Genomic DNA, 16,174 nt, shown 5'->3' with positions numbered 1-16,174 from the left:
GGCCGGAGCGGCCTTCTTCGCTGGGGCTGCCTTTTTCACGACGGCTTTTTTGGCCGGTGCAGCTTTCTTGGCCGGAGCGGCCTTCTTCGCTGGGGCTGCCTTTTTCACGACGGCTTTTTTGGCCGGTGCAGCTTTCTTGGCCGGAGCGGCCTTCTTCGCTGGGGCTGCCTTTTTCACGACGGCTTTTTTGGCCGGTGCAGCTTTCTTGGCCGGAGCGGCCTTCTTCGCTGGGGCTGCCTTCTTCACAGCGGCTTTCTTGGCCGGAGCGGCCTTTTTAGCCGGAGCGGCTTTCGTTGCCGGAGCGGCCTTTTTGGCCGGGGCTTTTTTCGCAGTTGCCATTGTTTTCTCCTTGATCAAGTTGCAAAGAGCACTTCAGTCGGTCTTTGTGCCGATGAAGTGATTCAAGGCCCTGGGGTCGTGCGGATGCATCCACGGCTGACCCCAAGGCGTTGAATCCTGTGACAAAACCCTGGCCCCAACGCCAGGGCGCAGGGAGCAGGGTTCTGAATGTTCAAAAAACATGTGATGAATGGTTGCGGCCCCGGGTGGTGACTGTGTCAGTCCCAGGAGAGCGCTCCGCCAGACTGGTATTCGATCACGCGGGTTTCGAAGAAATTGCGTTCCTTTTTGAGGTCGATCATTTCGCTCATCCAGGGGAACGGGTTTTCTTCGTTCGGGAACATCGGTTCCAGACCGATCTGTGTGGCGCGCCGGTTGGCGATGTAGCGCAGATAGCCTTTGAACATGGACGCGTTGAGGCCGAGCACACCGCGCGGCATGGTGTCTTCGGCGTAGCGGTACTCCAGTTCAACCGCTTTCATGAAGAGCGACTTGATCTCGGCCTTGAACTCAGCCGTCCAGAGCATCGGGTTTTCCATCTTGATCGCGTTGATCAGATCGATGCCGAAGTTGCAATGCATGGACTCGTCGCGCAGGATGTACTGGTACTGCTCGGCGGCGCCGGTCATTTTGTTCTGGCGACCCAGCGCCAGGATCTGTGTGAAGCCAACATAGAAGAACAGGCCTTCCATCAGGCACGCGAAGACGATCAGGCTTTTCAGCAGGGTCTGGTCGTTTTCCGGCGAACCGGTGACGAAGGCCGGGTCCATGATCGCTTCGATGAAGGGGATCAGGAACTCATCCTTGTCGCGGATCGACTGCACTTCGTTGTAGGCGTTGAAGATCTCGGATTCGTCCAGACCCAGCGACTCCACGATGTACTGGTAAGCGTGCGTGTGGATCGCTTCTTCAAAGGCCTGGCGCAGCAGGAACTGGCGGCACTCGGGCGCGGTGATGTGGCGGTAGGTACCGAGCACGATGTTGTTGGCAGCCAGCGAATCGGCAGTGGTGAAGAAGCCGAGGTTGCGCTTGACGATGCGGCGCTCGTCTTCGGTCAGGCCGTTCGGATCTTTCCAGAGCGCGATGTCGCGGCTCATGTTCACTTCCTGCGGCATCCAGTGGTTGGCGCAAGTGGCGAGGTATTTTTCCCAGGCCCACTTGTATTTGAACGGCACCAGCTGGTTGACGTCGGTCTTGCCGTTGATGATGCGCTTGTCGGCCGCATTGACGCGGTGTGCGCTCGGCGTGGCCTTGGGTGCAGCGAAAGCGGGGGAGGGATTTGTCGCGGAGGACAGTGACGCTTGCACACCCGGCATGTGAGGTGGCAGGGGAATCGGTGCGGGCTTCGAGGAGGGCGTAACTTGATCGTCCCAGGTCAACATAGGTGTGTCCAATTCGGTGGATTATCGAAGTGTCTGCATGAAATGCAAAGGACTCATGCGTGTGATGAATGTTTTGTGTTGCGGTGTCGCATCGAATGCGCGACGTTCAACACCACAACACGCACACACAACACATGCAAAGGTCATTGGCAGGCTTCGCAACCGGGGTCATCGATCGCGCAAAACTTGATGTCGGTCGCAGGTTCAACAGCCACCGCAGTCGCCGCAGTTGCGCTCATCGAAGCATCGTTGCCGTGCACCGAGACCGCGTTGAGCTGACCGGTGCGACCGGTGGATTTTTCGGCCTGTGTGGCCGATGTGGTGCGCAGGTAGTAGGTGGTCTTGAGACCTCGCAACCACGCGAGCTTGTAGGTGTCGTCGAGCTTTTTGCCCGATGCGCCAGCCATGTAGATGTTCAGACTTTGCGCTTGGTCGATCCACTTCTGGCGCCGCGCGGCGGCTTCCACCAGCCACAGCGGTTCCACTTCGAAGGCGGTGGCGTAGAGCGCCTTCACTTCTTGCGGCACGCGGTCGATGGAGCGCAGCGAGCCGTCGAAGTGTTTGAGGTCCATGACCATCACGTCGTCCCACAGGCCCAGCCGCTTCAGGTCTTTCACCAGGTAGCCGTTGATGACGGTGAACTCACCCGACAGGTTGGACTTGACCGAGAGGTTGCCGAAGCAGGGCTCGATGGACGCGTCGACGCCGATGATGTTGGAGATGGTCGCGGTCGGCGCGATCGCCACACAGTTGGAGTTGCGCATGCCATCGGCGGCGATCTTCTGGCGCAGCGCGTCCCAGTCCAGGCTGCTGCTGCGGTCCACGTCCACATAACCACCGCGCTCGTGCGCCAGCAGGTCCAGCGTGTCGGGTGGCAGGATGCCCTGGTCCCACAACGAGCCTTTGTAGCTGGCGTAACGGCCGCGCTCGCGGGCCAGTTCGGTGGAGGCCCAGTAGGCGTGGTAACAGACCGCTTCCATCGAGCGGTCGGCGAACTCCACCGCCTCGTTGGAGGCGTAGGGGATGCGCAGTTCGTAGAGCGCATCCTGGAAGCCCATGATGCCGAGCCCGACCGGACGGTGGCGCATGTTGGAGTCGCGCGCCTTTTTGACGGCGTAGTAGTTGATGTCGATCACGTTGTCGAGCATGCGCATCGCGGTCTTGATGGTGACCTGCAGCTTGTCGTGGTCGAGCACCTTGGCGCCGTCGTCGGTGCGCTTGATGTGGTTGAGCAGGTTGACCGAACCCAGGTTGCAGACCGCGGTTTCGGTGTCGCTGGTGTTGAGCGTGATCTCGGTGCAGAGGTTGGAGCTGTGCACCACGCCGGCGTGTTGCTGCGGTGAGCGGACGTTGCAGGCATCCTTGAAGGTGATCCAGGGGTGGCCGGTCTCGAACAGCATCGACAGCATCTTGCGCCACATGTCGGTGGCGGCCAGCTTGCGGTAGGGCTTGATCTCGCCGCGGGCGGCCTTCTCTTCGTAGGCGACGTAGGCCTTTTCAAAATCGGCACCAAACAGGTCGTGCAGGTCGGGCACGTCGTTGGGCGAGAACAGGCTCCACTCACCCTTTTCCATCACGCGCTTCATGAACAGGTCGGGAATCCAGTTCGCCGTGTTCATGTCGTGGGTGCGGCGGCGGTCGTCGCCGGTGTTCTTGCGCAGCTCCAGGAATTCTTCGATGTCCAGGTGCCAGGTCTCCAGGTAGGTGCAGACCGCGCCCTTGCGCTTGCCACCCTGGTTCACCGCCACGGCGGTGTCGTTGACCACTTTCAGGAAGGGTACGACGCCTTGCGACTCGCCGTTGGTGCCCTTGATGTGGGCGCCGAGTGCACGCACGCGCGTCCAGTCGTTGCCCAGGCCGCCGGCGAACTTGGACAGCAGTGCGTTTTCCTTGATCGACTCGTAGATGCCGTCCAGGTCGTCGGGCACGGTGGTCAGGTAGCAGCTGGAGAGTTGCGAGCGGCGGGTGCCGGCGTTGAACAGCGTGGGCGTGGACGACATGAAGTCGAACGAGGACAGCACCTCGTAGAACTCGATGGCGCGGGCTTCGCGGTCGATCTCGTTCAACGCCAGGCCCATGGCCACGCGCATGAAGAAGGCCTGCGGCAGCTCGATGCGAGTCTTGCGCACGTGCAGGAAGTAGCGGTCATACAGCGTCTGCAGACCGAGGTAGTCGAACTGCAGGTCACGCTCGGGTTTGAGCGCGGCGCCCAGGCGGGCGAGGTCGAACTGCTGCAGCTTCTCGTCTAGCAGTTCGTTCTGCACGCCCTTTTTGATGAACTGCGGGAAGTAGTCGGCGTAGCGCGCGCCCATCTCGCTGGACGGCACTTCTTCGCCAATCACTTCCTTGACGATGGTGTGCAGCAGCAGGCGCGCGGTGGCGTAGGTGTAGTCCGGGTCTTTTTCGATCAGGGTGCGGGCGGCCAGGATGGAGGCCTTGTAGACCTCTTCGATCGGCACGCCGTCGTACAGGTTGCGCTTGGTCTCGGCGACGATGGGATCGGCCTTGACGTCTTTGCCCAGGCCCTTGCAAGCGTCTTCGATCAGAAACTGCAGACGGTTCAGGTCCAGCGGCACACGCTGACCGCCGTCCGTCACGTGCAGCAGGGCTTCGGCGGGTTTGGCTTGCTCGGCCTGGTGGGCGCGCTCCTGTGTGCGGCGCTCGCGATACAGCACGTAGGCGCGGGCCACTTCGTGGTGGCCGCTGCGCATCAGGCCGAGTTCGACCTGGTCCTGCACGTCTTCAATATGGAAGGTGCCTCCGCCCGGGCGCGAGCGCATCAGGGCACGCACCACGTTCTGCGTCAGGGCATCCACCGTTTCGCGTACGCTGGCCGAGGCCGCGCCCTGGGTGCCGTGCACCGCCAGAAAGGCCTTCATCAGCGCCACCGCAATCTTGCTCGGCTCAAAAGGCACGACCGCGCCATTGCGGCGGATGATCTGGTACTGGGCAAAAACCGAGCTGGCGCTGTCGGGCATGGCAACGCTGGTGGCACCAGCGGCATGCATCGTGGACGCGGTGGCGGATGTGGGGGATTGGGCTGTCAGCATGGTTCCTCTTTCGTTTGTTTTGTGTCGGCGGCGAAGGCACGCGGTGTCGGATGGCAGCGGGGTGGGGAGGCCGGGTCCAGGGCAGATCCGATGGCTTGACCGGATCTGCGCAAGCATGTCATGGGATGCTTTCAAGCCATGTGACCGGGCGACCGCAACGCGCAGGGCACACTATATCTGGTGTGTGGCGGCTCTTCAAGCCACTACCGGTAGTGTTTGTGAAAAAATTACGACTGCCTCGCCAAGCAGATTTCGACAAACAAAAAAGCGTTGGACCATCTGGGCCGTGGCAACGGCAACGTACGTCCGGTGGTGGCTCGATGGGCCTCGCTGTCGAATTTCCTTTGAAGCATCGATGCGGTCTTCCGGTGGCTTTACCGTTGAAAGCGGCGCCAATGGAACGCTGTGTCCAACGCCCGTGTTCCGGCCCTGCGCCGTTCAGGTGACCGCGTGGGTGGCCGGTGGCGTGTCGTTGGGGAAACACGCATGGGCCCAGCCCAGACTTTGTCGCAGCCGGGTCCAGTCGAACCCGCTGCCGGGGTCTTGTTTGCGGCCGGGTGCGATGTGTTCGTGGCCAGCGATGTGGGCGATCGGGTAGCGCAGGCCGAGGCTGGTGCACAAACGGGCCAGGCCGTCGTATTGCGCGCTGGTGAAGGGTCCGCCTTCCAGGCCTTCCAGTTCGATCCCGATGGAGTCGTCGTTGCAGTTGCTGCGGCCGCGCCAGCAGGAACTGCCAGCGTGCCAGGCGCGTGCGTCGGCATCGACAAACTGCACCAGCTCGCCATCACGGCGGATGAAAAAATGGGCCGAGACTTCCATGCCGCGGATCTGCTGGAAGTAGGGGTGGGCGTCCCAGTCGAGCTGGTTGGTGAAGAGCTGTTCCACTTCTGGTCCACCGTAAACGCCAGGTGGCAGGCTGATGGAGTGGATCACGATGAGGTCGATCCGCGCGCCCTCGGGGCGCGGGCCGAAATTGGGCGATGCACTGCGCCGGGCGGCGGTGAACCAGCCGCCGTCCCAGTCGGGTGGTGACACGGGCAGATCGCCGGATTCAGGCGTCATCGTCACCGTCTGCCGGGGTGGCAATGCCCAGCCGCTGGATGCGGTAACGCATCTGGCGCAGGTTCAGGCCCAGGCGGGCCGCGGCGGCGGTGCGGTTGAAGTCGGTTTCCTTCAGCGCCTTGAGCAAGACCTGGCGCTCCTGCTCGTCCAGGTAGGTCTGCAGGTCGGGCGGTATGCCCGCTGCCGGTTCCGGTTCCGGTTCCGGGGCTGGCACCGCGAACGCGGCTGCTGTTGACGGGCTCTCAGGACGCATCGCCGTGTCGCTTGTGTCACCGAAATCGTCAGCCTGCAGCACCGCACCGCTGCTGAGTGCCAGCGCTCGTTGCAGCAGGTTTTCCAGTTCACGCACGTTGCCGGGCAACTCGCAGGCCTGCAGCCAGGCCAAAGCCGTGCCGGACAATTCGGGCACCGGCTGGCCCGATTCGCTGCAGATGCGCTGCAGCAGGGCGTGGGCCAGTTCGGACAGGTCTTCGCGCCGTTCGCGCAGGGCGGGTGTGCGCAGGCAGATCACATTCAGCCGGTAGAACAGGTCTTGCCGGAACTCGCCACTTTTGACGAGTGCGGCCAGATCGCGGTGCGTGGCGCTGACCAGGCGAACGTCCACCGCTTCTTCCTGCACGCCGCCGAGCGGGCGCACGCGACGCTCCTGTATCACGCGCAGCAGCTTGGCCTGCATCTGGAGCGGCAGGTCGCCGATTTCGTCGAGGAACAGGGTGCCGCCCTTGGCCGCCAGGAAATAGCCTTCGCGGTCATGGGTAGCGCCCGTGAAGGCACCCTTGCGGGCACCGAAGAATTCGGCTTCGATCAGGTTTTCAGGGATCGCGCCGCAATTGACCGCGACGAAGGGGCCACTGGCCCGGTGGCTGCATTCGTGCACCGCGCGCGCCACCAGTTCCTTGCCGGTGCCCGATTCGCCCAGGATGAGCACGGGCGCCATGCTGGTCGCCACTTTTTCGATGCGGCTGCGGATCTGCACCATGCAGCCCGAGGTGCCGACGATACGTTCCAGGGCCTGGACGCCGGCCGGTGGCGGCGGGGCGCTGCGCGGGATGGCGTTGCCCGAAGGCGGTCGCATCGCGGACGGGTACCGCTGGCTTTGCAGCGCGGACGTTACCGCGGTGCGCAGCTGCTTGAGGTCCACCGGTTTGGTGAGGTAGTCGAAGGCGCCGGTCTTGAGCGCTTCGACCGCGTTCTCGGCCGAGCCGTAGGCGGTGATGACGATGCTCTTTTCGGTGCGCTGATCGGCACCCAGTTCGCGCAGCAGCTCCAGCCCCAGACCGTCGGGCAGTCGCATGTCGGTGATCAGCACGTCAAAGTGACGTTGCGCCAGCCACTCGCGGGCCTGGGTGAGGTCGGGGGCGGACACCACTTCATGGCCCTCGCGCAGCAGCGTCAACTCGTAGAGGGTGCGCAGGTCCGGCTCGTCGTCGACGACCAGGATGGACGTGGGTGTGGGTGCTGTCATCGATCGGTCTTGGGGGTCACAGCGTGGACAGTGACGGCGGGTCCGCCTGGGAGAGACCAGGGCGGGTCAGGCCGGGCACCGAGTCGCCCATGGGGTAGGCCAGGCTTTGCTGAGCGGGCTGGTTGCCCGTTGTTGCGCCGGGCAGGAGCACGAAAAACTCGTTGCCTTCACGCTGGTCGAGCCTGCTGCGCTGGTAGGCGATCTGCGCCCCGTAGCGCTCGCACAGCTCCCGGCAGATGTACAGACCCAGGCCGCTGGAGCGGCTCTCCGAAGAAAAGAAGGGCTCGAACAGGTGGCGCAACACGCTGGCCTCCAGCGGCGCGCCATCGCTCCAGACCGACAGGCGCACGCGGTCTGTGCCGCCGGGCTGCGTGATGACGCGGATGGACGAGGGCTTGCCACTGGCGTGGCGCAGGGCGTTGTCCAGCAGGTTGATCAACAGGCGCCGCAGGTGCTCGGGGTCGAAGCCCACATGGGCTTGTGGCGCGTGCAGGTGCACGCCGAGGATGCCTTGGATCTGGTTCTGACGGTTCCATTCGTGCGTGATCTGGCGCACGGTCGGATCCAGTGGCAGCGCCGCCGCGTACGCCCCGTCCTGGTGGGGTTGGACACGCGCCACATTGAGGATGTCGTCCACGATGCGCGAGAGCCGCTGGGCGTTCTGCTCGATCATGCGGGTGAGCCGCTTCTGTCCGGGTTCCACCACCTCTTCGTCGAGCAGCGCGTTGGCCTGTGTGATGGCCGACAGCGGGTTGCGGATTTCGTGCGCCACAGCCGCCGACATGCGGCCCATGGAGGCCAGCTTTTCGGTGCGCACGCGGGCCTCGACTTCACGCAGGTCTTCCAGGAACAGCACGCACAGTGCGGCGTGCCCTTCGCCCTGGGTGCGTGTGAGCCGGGTGCGGGCGAAAAACCGGTGCGAGGTGAATTCGTCGATGTCGATGCGAACCTCGGACTGCATGGGTTGCCCGAGCGCGAAGCTTTCGTTCACCAGATGGGACAGCCCTTCCCACCCGTGGCGTGCCGACAGCAGCAGCTTGGCGGCGTGCGGGTAGTGCTCGCCCATGAGCATGGACTTGGCCGCCGGATTGGCGTTGCGCACCACGCCGTGCGGGTCGACCACCAGCACGCCTTCGCTCAGGCTCTCGATCACCAGCTCGTTGACCTGGGCCTGCGCGCGGGCGGCGGCCTGGCTGCTCTGGGCCAGCACTTCTTCCCGCGCCAGCCTCACGGCGAGCTGGTTGGCCAGCAGGGCCACGAGGAAGAATCCGGTGCCCGTCAGACCCGCTTGCAGGAAGCGCGAGGCGGAGACGTCGCTCAGCAATGCCGCACTTGCGGCCGCTTCACCGAGCAGGAACAGCGTGACGCTCGCAGCGGTGGCGAGCGCCAGTGTCATCGAACCCAGCACCGCGGCCAGCAGCACCGGCAGGGCAAACAGGGGCGTGTAATTGAGGCCGCCTTGCTGGAAGAACTGCAGCAGGCCGAACACCAGCAGGTCGACACCAATGGTCAGTGGCCACTGCAGGCCTCCCGCTTTTTCGGGGTTGTCCACCGGCCACCAGAACATCACGGCCAGCGCGGCCGTGAGGTGCAGGGCGCTGACCAGCACCAGCCAGTTCGGGCCGCCGCTGTGGTTGAGCAGCTCGAACACCTGCAACGCCAGCAAGACAGCGGCAATGAAGGCCCTGGCCCGCATGAAGGCGCGCCACAGGCGCTCGAAGGCGTGGCGCCGCTGTTCGCGCCCCAGCGATCCGTGGTCCTCAAAGGTGGAGAACCAGGAGGGCGCGAAACTGGGGTTGTGGTCCTGGGCCATGGGTGTTCTTGCCTGACGCACAGGCCCGGATCAGCTGCCCTGGCGCTCGTGCTGCGCGCGGTGTTCGGCGCAGCAGTAGGCTCCTCGCGGGCCTTTGATGGCCTCGTTCTCGGGCAGGTGCGCGCCACATTGCAGGCAGGCCACCATGGCCACGGGCGGGAGGGGTTTTCGGGGCGCCGGGGCTTGGCCGCGGTCAAGCTCCTGCGAGCGGTTGTTGCGCCAGACCCAGAATGCCACCAGGACCACCGCCAGTACGAGCAGAAATTTCATGGGGTGGGGTCCTCAGACTCGCTGCAGAACGACTTCGAGCACGAAGCGGGAGCCGACGTACCCGAGCAGCAGAAAGCCTGCGCCGACGTAGAGGGTGCGCACCGCGGTGCGGCCCCGCCAGCCCAGCCGCCAGCGGCCGACCAGCAAAATGCCCATGGTCAGCCAGGACAGCACCGAGAAGGCGGTCTTGTGGTCCCAGACCCAGCCGTGGTTGAGCGTGCCCGAGAACCACCAGCCGGCCAGCAGGGTGGCGCTCAGCAGCGCAAAACCCGCCGCCACGAAGCGGAAGGTCAGCCGTTCCAGGGTCAGCAGTGGCAGGGTGGAGTCGGCCGAGGCGCCCAGCCGCATGGATTTCTCTGCCCGCTGCATCATCCAGGCGTGCACCACGGCCGCGGCGATGAGTCCGTAGGAAGCGATGCCCAGCGCCCAGTGCAGCGGCAACCAGCTCGATCGCAGGGCCGGGTAGGGCGAGCCGGGGAACACCAGGGCCAGCAGGACCGCCACGGTGCCCAGCACGGCCAGCGTCCAGCGTGCGCGCATCTGGGGATACAGCCGTGTCTCCACGAGATACACCGTCAGGACCAGCCAGGCGGTGACCGAGAGCGCGGGCGCGAAGCCAAAGCGGGGCGGGTGTTCAAGCAGGCCCGATGCGAGCACGAGCAGGTGCAGCAGCCAGGCAATGGCCAGCACGCCGCGTGTCTGCGCTGTCGTCAGGCGCGGGTGGGCCCAGGCCAGCACGGCGTACGACAGCGCCGCCACCGCGGACAGCAGGGCGGCGGGCGGGTTCGTCGACAGGGTGGGCAACAGGTTCATTGGTTCAGCGCGGTACGCAGCAGGCGCCACAAGGCACGGCTAAAATCATCTGCACAGTTTAACGGTCTTGCCCCGACCGAGTTCGCCGGGCACCGGCCAGTCCATCCGGGTCGCGCGGGCCTCCCGCCCGACCCGTCGTCGCACCTCCCGGCGCCCACCAGCACACCCGAGCACACCATGGCATCAGCCCTCTCAGACCGCCTCTCACGCATCGTCAAGGAAATGCGCGGCCAGGCCCGCATCACAGAAGGCAATGTCGCCGACATGTTGCGCGAGGTGCGCATGGCCTTGCTGGAAGCCGACGTGGCGCTGCCGGTGGTGCGCGACTTCATCGCCCGCGTGAAAGAAAAAGCGCTGGGCCAGGAGGTGATCGGTTCGCTCTCGCCGGGGCAGGCGCTGGTGGGCATTGTCAACCGCGAACTGGCCGCCACCATGGGTGAGGGCGTGGCGGACATCAACCTCGCGGCCCAGCCGCCGGCGGTGATCCTGATGGCCGGCCTGCAGGGTGCCGGTAAAACGACGACCACCGCCAAGCTGGCGAAACACCTGATCGAGAAGCGCAAGAAGAAAGTGCTCACCGTGTCGGGTGACGTCTACCGCCCGGCGGCCATCGAACAGCTGAAGACCGTGACCGCGCAGGCCGGCGCCGAGTGGTTCCCGAGCACGCCCGACCAGAAACCGGTGGACATCGCGCGCGCCGCCATCGACTACGCGCGCCGCCATTATTTTGACGTGCTGCTGGTCGACACGGCAGGCCGCCTGGCGATCGACGAAGCGCTGATGCGCGAGATCCAGGAACTGCACGCGGTGCTCAACCCGGTGGAAACGCTCTTCGTGGTGGACGCCATGCAGGGCCAGGACGCGATCAACACCGCCAAGGCCTTTAGCGTGGCGCTGCCGCTGACCGGCATCATCCTCACCAAGCTCGACGGCGATTCGCGCGGCGGCGCGGCGTTGTCGGTGCGCAGCGTCACCGGCGTGCCGATCAAGTTCGCCGGTGTGTCCGAAAAGATCGACGGCCTGGAGGTGTTCGACGCCGAGCGTCACGCTGGCCGGATTCTGGGCATGGGCGACATCCTGGCCCTGGTCGAGCAGGTCACGGCCGGCGTGGACATGGCCGCGGCGCAGAAGCTGGCCGCCAAGGTCAAGAGCGGCGAGGGCTTTGACCTCAACGATTTTCTCGACCAGATCCGCCAGATGAAACAGATGGGTGGGCTTTCCAGCCTGATGGACAAGCTGCCCAGCGCCATGACCGCCAAGGCCGGTCAGGTGGACATGGACCGCGCTGAAAAGGACATCAAGCGCAAGGAAGGCATCATCTGTAGCATGACGCTCAGGGAGCGCAGCAGGCCCGAGCTCATCAAGGCCACGCGCAAGCGCCGCATCGCCGCCGGTGCCGGCGTGCAGGTGCAGGAAGTCAACCGCCTGCTCAAGGAGTTCGAGCAGATGCAGGGCATGATGAAAAAGATGAAGGGCGGCGGCCTCATGAAGATGATGAAGCGCATGGGTGGCATGAAAGGCATGCCCAAGATGCCCGGCATGGGTTGACCGAAGTCAAGTGAGGGGTATGGTCAGCGGCCCATACTCCCTGCCCATGCTGACTGGTATCGAAATGGCGCTGGCTTTGGCCTGCATGGCGATGGCTTTGTGGTTCCGCCCCTGGCGCATGCTGGCGGGTCCCTTGCTCACGCCCGCGTTGGCTGCGCTCGCCCTGTTGCCCTGGCTCTGGCTGTTGCCTCAGAAGATGCCACAAGGCCTTCAGGTGCAACTCTCGGGCGCCTGTCTGCTGGTCCTGATGCTGGGCTGGCCGCTGGCGGTGCTGGTGCTCTCGGGCGTGGCGCTGGCCGTGTGGCTGCTGGGCCACTCGGAGGCGGCTGCCGCACTGTCCCAATGGGTCTGGATCGGTCTGGTGCCGGCCACGCTGGCGCTGGGTATCGGGGCGCTGTTGCGCCGCTGGCTGCCACCCAATCCTTTTGTCTACACCCTGGGGCGGGGCTTTATCGGCACCGCCGCGGCGGTGTTTCTTTCGGGCGTGTTGCTGGAAACTGCCCACCAGTGGGCCGGCGGTGCCCCACACGAACAGGCGCTGGTGGCGCGCTGGCTCATGGCCTGGGGTGATGCCTTTCTGACGGGCATGTTCAGTGCCATCTTCGTGGCCTTCGCGCCGCAATGGCTGGCGACCTGGTCCGACGAACGCTATCTCAAATCACCAAAGCCCTGAGCGCTGGCCAAGTCTTCCGCCCGGCTCGCCACCCGCGATCAGGCGGCCTTGAGCAGCGACAGGCGAGAGGCGTGGCGCCAGGCCCGGCGCAGCACGGCCGGTGACCACGACTCTTCCGGGATCAGCAAGGCGCCTCGGGCGCGCATCCAGGACCCGAGTGCGACGTGACCGGTGGCCACGGTGAACGGCACAGCCAGAAGCAGCGGCAGGGTCACCGGCATCATCCAGACCAAGGCTTCGATGTTCAACGAGGCCACACCGAACACCAGCACGCCGATGACGGCTGTGATCGGGGCCAGCTGGGCGAACGCACCGCGCCAGGCCACGCCGACCGCTTCCCGGGGCGGGGACTTCCAGTCGAGCTGGATGCCGGTGACGGCGACCAGCACGAACAGCGAGTGCGCGACCATGCGGATGGGCGCCTGAATCAGGGCCAGGGCGCTCTCCAGCAAGGCGCTGGACAACAGGATGCCGGCGCCGCCGAATCCTTTTTGTTCGCCCTTGAGGAACACCGCCAGCAATCCCAGCACGCGGGGCAGGAACAGCAGGCACAAGGTCCAGATCCAGAGACCCAGGCGCTCGCTGGACGAGTCGTACCAGCCCGGCAGCTGGCTCGGGTCGGCCACGCACAGGGCGGTGCCGAAAGCCAGGAAGGCCAGCCACATCGGCGCCGACAGGTAGGACATGGCGCCGATGGCGAACATGGAACGGTGCACGCGGTGGATGCCGGGTTCGGCCATCAGGCGCGAGTTCTGCAGGTTGCCCTGGCACCAGCGGCGGTCGCGCTGCAGCTCGCTCAGCAGATCGGGTGGCTGCTGCTCGTAGCTGCCGGTGAGGTCGGACACCAGCCACACGTGGTAGCCGGCTCGGCGCATCAGGGCCGCTTCAACGAAATCGTGCGACATGATGCCGCCGGACATGCCGCCCGTTCCCTTGATCGGGGCCAGCGCGCAGTGCTGCATGAAGGGTTCGACGCGGATGATGGCGTTGTGGCCCCAGTAGTGCGATTCACCGAGCTGCCAGAACTGCATGCCGAGGGTGAACAGACGGCCCGTGACGCGCGAACCGAACTGTTGCGCGCGTGCATGCAGCGTGGCGTGACCGATGGCCTGGGTGGCGGTCTGGATGATGCCGGCGCTCGGATTCGCGTCCATCAGCTTGACCATGGACACCAGGCAGCTGCCGCTCATGACGCTGTCGGCGTCGAGCACCACCATGTAGTCGTAGTCCTTGCCCCAGCGGCGACAGAAATCGGCCACGTTGCCCGCCTTGCGGTGGGTCCGGCGCTCGCGCAGGCGGTAGTACACCTCGATCGGCGGGTGGCCGGGCTGTTCGGCCAGGGCCGCGCGAAGTTCTTCCCAGGCGCTGCGCTCGGCGGCTGCGATGGCAGGGTCGTAGCTGTCGGACAGCACGAAGACGTCGAACTGCTTGGCGTGACTGGTACCGATCAACGATTCGCAGGTGGCGCGCAGACCGGCGAACACGGTGGCCACATCTTCGTTGCAGATGGGCATGATGATGGCGGTGCGCGCGTTGGGGTTGAGCGCGTGATCACGTACCGAGGCGGCGGTGAGCGTGTGGCGGTCGCCACGCAGCAGCACCCAGAAACCCATGAGCGCGGTCACGAAGCCGGTCACCACCCAGGCGGACAACACGGCGAACAGCACCAGCTGCACTGATTGCAGCCAGGTGTGTTGATCTTCCGGCTGGGCGCTGATGTACAGGCCGGCGGCCAGCACCGTGCTCAGCAGCGTCAAAAAAACGAACACCGTGCGGCGCCGGTTGGCTGCGATTTCCCAGGCCTGTGGTTTGGGGAGGCCGTCGGGGTGAACCTTGGGCGCTCGCGGCGGCAGCAACCGGCTGGCGCTGGCCAGCACGGCGGTGCCGATGCTGTTCCAGAACCCACGCCAGGGGCGCGGCGCCATGGACCCACGGTTGACCGGCGGGGCCGTCACCGCGTTCGGGTGGCGTTCTTCACGCAGCAGGCTGCGGCCACTCAAGGGGGTGCTCACTCGGGCAGGAGTAGTTGTGTCCATGTTTCGCTCAGGGTGTCGTTCTGGTGTTGGAGAAAGGCGCGCAGTTCGACCGGGCGGCTCGGATCGATGCGTTCCACGCGCAGGGTCACGCGCCAGGTGCGCGTGGCCGGATTGGGGTAGGCCAGGGCTTCGAGGACCCTGCCATTGGCGTCGGCGCTCACCACCGCGCGCACCGGGGCACCGGGGGGCAGGGCATCCAGCGCCGGACCGGCGAAGTCGAGCACGTACTGGGGCTGAAGCGCCTGTTCGCTGACGCTCAGCTTGGTGTAGCCATAGCCACGGCGGCTCTGGGTGACCCAGGCGGAAGGAGGGCGCTGTGGCGTGTCGCCCTGCCAGGCCAGCTCGTAGGCGTATTCAAAGGGTTCGCCGGGCGTGGGCAGGGTGGCGGGTACCCAGTAGGCGACGATGTTGTCGTGGGTCTCGTCGGGCGTGGGCAACTGCACCAGTTCCACGCGGCCGGCGCCCCAGTCGCCCAGCGGCTGGATCCAGGCGCTGGGGCGGCGTTCGTAGCGGGCCTCCACGTCTTCGTAATTGGCGAAGCTGCGGTCGCGCTGCATCAGACCGAAGCCGCGTGGCTGTTGCATGGCGAACGAACTCACCGTCAGCTGGCGCGGGTTCTGCAGCGGGCGCCACAGCCACTCGCCGTCCCCGGTGACCATCATCAGGCCATCCGAGTCGTGGACTTCCGGACGGAAGTCGGTGGCGCTGCGCTGATTCTCGCCAAACAGGAACATGCTGGTCAGCGGCGCCAGACCGAGCGTGTTCACCGGCGCCGACCCCGGTCGCAGGTAGACCCGGGCGTGCACGGTGACGGTGGTCTGGGCCCCCGGACGCAGCACGAACCGGTAGGCCCCGGTGCTGCGCGGCGATTCCAGCAGGGCGTAGACCGTGATCTGCTTCGCGTCCGCCGCCGGGCGTTCCAGCCAGAACTCGGTGAAGCGCGGGAATTCTTCGCCGCTGCCGCCCACGGTGTCGATCGCGAGGCCACGGGCCGACAGGCCGTACTGCTGGCCGGCGCCGAGTGCCCGGAAATAGCTCGCGCCCAGAAAGGCCACGAGCTCGTCCTTGTAGGCCCCGGCGTTCAGCGGATAGTGCAGGCGGAAGCCGGCATGGCCCAGGTCGCCCCAGGCCTTGGCGTCCACGGTGTTGCGGCCGAAATCGAAATCGGTGCCACGGTAGGGCAGGTGCCGCACGCCCTCGGGCGTGATTTCGTGGATGCGAACGGGTTGTGTCTGGTACAGGCCCAGGTGGAAGAACTGGGTCTCGAAGGACCGCTTTTCCGCGCGCCAGAGCGACTGCTCGGGGCGGAAGCGGATGTCGCGCACCTGGTCGTAATCGAGGGCGGCGAGGTCCGCGGGGAGTTTGTCGCTGTTTGCGCTGTAGGGTGCCTGTGCGCGGGTCCGGGCGAGTTGGCTGAGGGTGTTCCAGTCAAAGCCCTGGGCTTGTGCGGAAGCCGCGGCCAGCATGGCCAGCAGCGCGATCAGCAGGGATCGGCTGCGCTGGATGCGGGGTGCTGGAAACGGTTGAAAAAGGGTGGGCATGCCTTGATAAGGGCAAACCCTGTGCCAGGTCTGAAAAAACCTTTTAAATCAATTGGTTATGAGTTGATTTTGATGTGGGCGGTCGGTTGGACGTCATGGGGGCGGTCCAAGAGGCCGGTTTTTGTCGTCGATCAGCGACAGGTGGGCGGGTATCGGCAAAAAAGCCGTTTCAGATCAACGGT

At 65.2% G+C, this 16,174-nt stretch carries 12 protein-coding genes; 2 read left to right on the top strand and 10 right to left on the bottom strand.

What is annotated here, in order from left to right; genetic code table 11:
* The 8 genes from ACN5W5_RS11250 to ACN5W5_RS11215 form a co-directional block, all read right to left on the bottom strand.
* Positions 1-339, bottom strand: a 339-nt coding sequence (locus ACN5W5_RS11250; RefSeq protein ID WP_420048742.1) for a hypothetical protein, incomplete at its 3' end; no start/stop codon positions are given.
* 218 nt (positions 340-557) lie between these two features.
* Complete coding sequence (locus tag ACN5W5_RS11245; RefSeq protein WP_420048603.1) at positions 558-1,721, bottom strand: ribonucleotide-diphosphate reductase subunit beta; 1,164 nt, start codon at positions 1,719-1,721, stop codon at positions 558-560.
* 143 nt (positions 1,722-1,864) lie between these two features.
* On the bottom strand, positions 1,865-4,729 hold the full coding sequence (locus ACN5W5_RS11240; RefSeq protein WP_420048741.1) for a ribonucleoside-diphosphate reductase subunit alpha: 2,865 nt from the start codon (positions 4,727-4,729) through the stop codon (positions 1,865-1,867).
* 480 nt (positions 4,730-5,209) lie between these two features.
* Positions 5,210-5,833 (bottom strand): 1,6-anhydro-N-acetylmuramyl-L-alanine amidase AmpD, encoded by a 624-nt coding sequence (gene ampD, locus ACN5W5_RS11235; protein WP_420048602.1) that lies wholly within the window; start codon positions 5,831-5,833, stop codon positions 5,210-5,212.
* Entirely contained in the window at positions 5,823-7,298 is a 1,476-nt protein-coding gene (locus ACN5W5_RS11230; protein WP_420048601.1) for a sigma-54-dependent transcriptional regulator, read from the bottom strand. The genes ampD and ACN5W5_RS11230 overlap by 11 nt, the downstream gene beginning before the upstream one ends.
* A gap of 16 nt (positions 7,299-7,314) precedes the next feature.
* Positions 7,315-9,111 carry a sensor histidine kinase gene (locus tag ACN5W5_RS11225; protein WP_420048600.1) on the bottom strand — a complete coding sequence of 599 codons (1,797 nt, stop codon included), beginning with the start codon at positions 9,109-9,111 and terminating at the stop codon, positions 7,315-7,317.
* A gap of 30 nt (positions 9,112-9,141) precedes the next feature.
* Positions 9,142-9,381 (bottom strand): PP0621 family protein, encoded by a 240-nt coding sequence (locus ACN5W5_RS11220; protein ID WP_420048599.1) that lies wholly within the window; start codon positions 9,379-9,381, stop codon positions 9,142-9,144.
* A gap of 12 nt (positions 9,382-9,393) precedes the next feature.
* Positions 9,394-10,194 (bottom strand): cytochrome C assembly family protein, encoded by an 801-nt coding sequence (locus ACN5W5_RS11215; RefSeq protein ID WP_420048598.1) that lies wholly within the window; start codon positions 10,192-10,194, stop codon positions 9,394-9,396.
* A 177-nt stretch (positions 10,195-10,371) separates the two neighbouring features.
* On the opposite strand from ACN5W5_RS11215, the gene ffh reads away from it, so the two are divergent.
* Together ffh and ACN5W5_RS11205 are read left to right on the top strand one after the other, a co-directional pair.
* Positions 10,372-11,742, top strand: coding sequence for a signal recognition particle protein (ffh, locus tag ACN5W5_RS11210; RefSeq protein WP_420048597.1), 1,371 nt, complete (start codon positions 10,372-10,374; stop codon positions 11,740-11,742).
* A gap of 19 nt (positions 11,743-11,761) precedes the next feature.
* Positions 11,762-12,415 (top strand): hypothetical protein, encoded by a 654-nt coding sequence (locus tag ACN5W5_RS11205; RefSeq protein ID WP_420048596.1) that lies wholly within the window; start codon positions 11,762-11,764, stop codon positions 12,413-12,415.
* 38 nt (positions 12,416-12,453) lie between these two features.
* Here the strand turns inward: ACN5W5_RS11205 and mdoH are convergent, their stop codons facing one another.
* Both mdoH and ACN5W5_RS11195 read right to left on the bottom strand, forming a co-directional pair.
* On the bottom strand, positions 12,454-14,451 hold the full coding sequence (gene mdoH, locus ACN5W5_RS11200; RefSeq protein ID WP_420048595.1) for a glucans biosynthesis glucosyltransferase MdoH: 1,998 nt from the start codon (positions 14,449-14,451) through the stop codon (positions 12,454-12,456).
* Positions 14,424-15,992: a glucan biosynthesis protein G gene (locus ACN5W5_RS11195; protein ID WP_420048594.1), complete on the bottom strand. Its 1,569-nt coding sequence runs from the start codon at positions 15,990-15,992 to the stop codon at positions 14,424-14,426. The genes mdoH and ACN5W5_RS11195 overlap by 28 nt, the downstream gene beginning before the upstream one ends.
* Positions 15,993-16,174 lie beyond the last annotated feature (182 nt).

Source organism: Hydrogenophaga sp. ZJX-1, assembly GCF_048590325.1.
GTDB lineage: Bacteria > Pseudomonadota > Gammaproteobacteria > Burkholderiales > Burkholderiaceae_C > Hydrogenophaga.
Note: the sequence above shows the minus strand (reverse complement) of the source record. Positions and strands in the feature narration are given on the sequence as shown.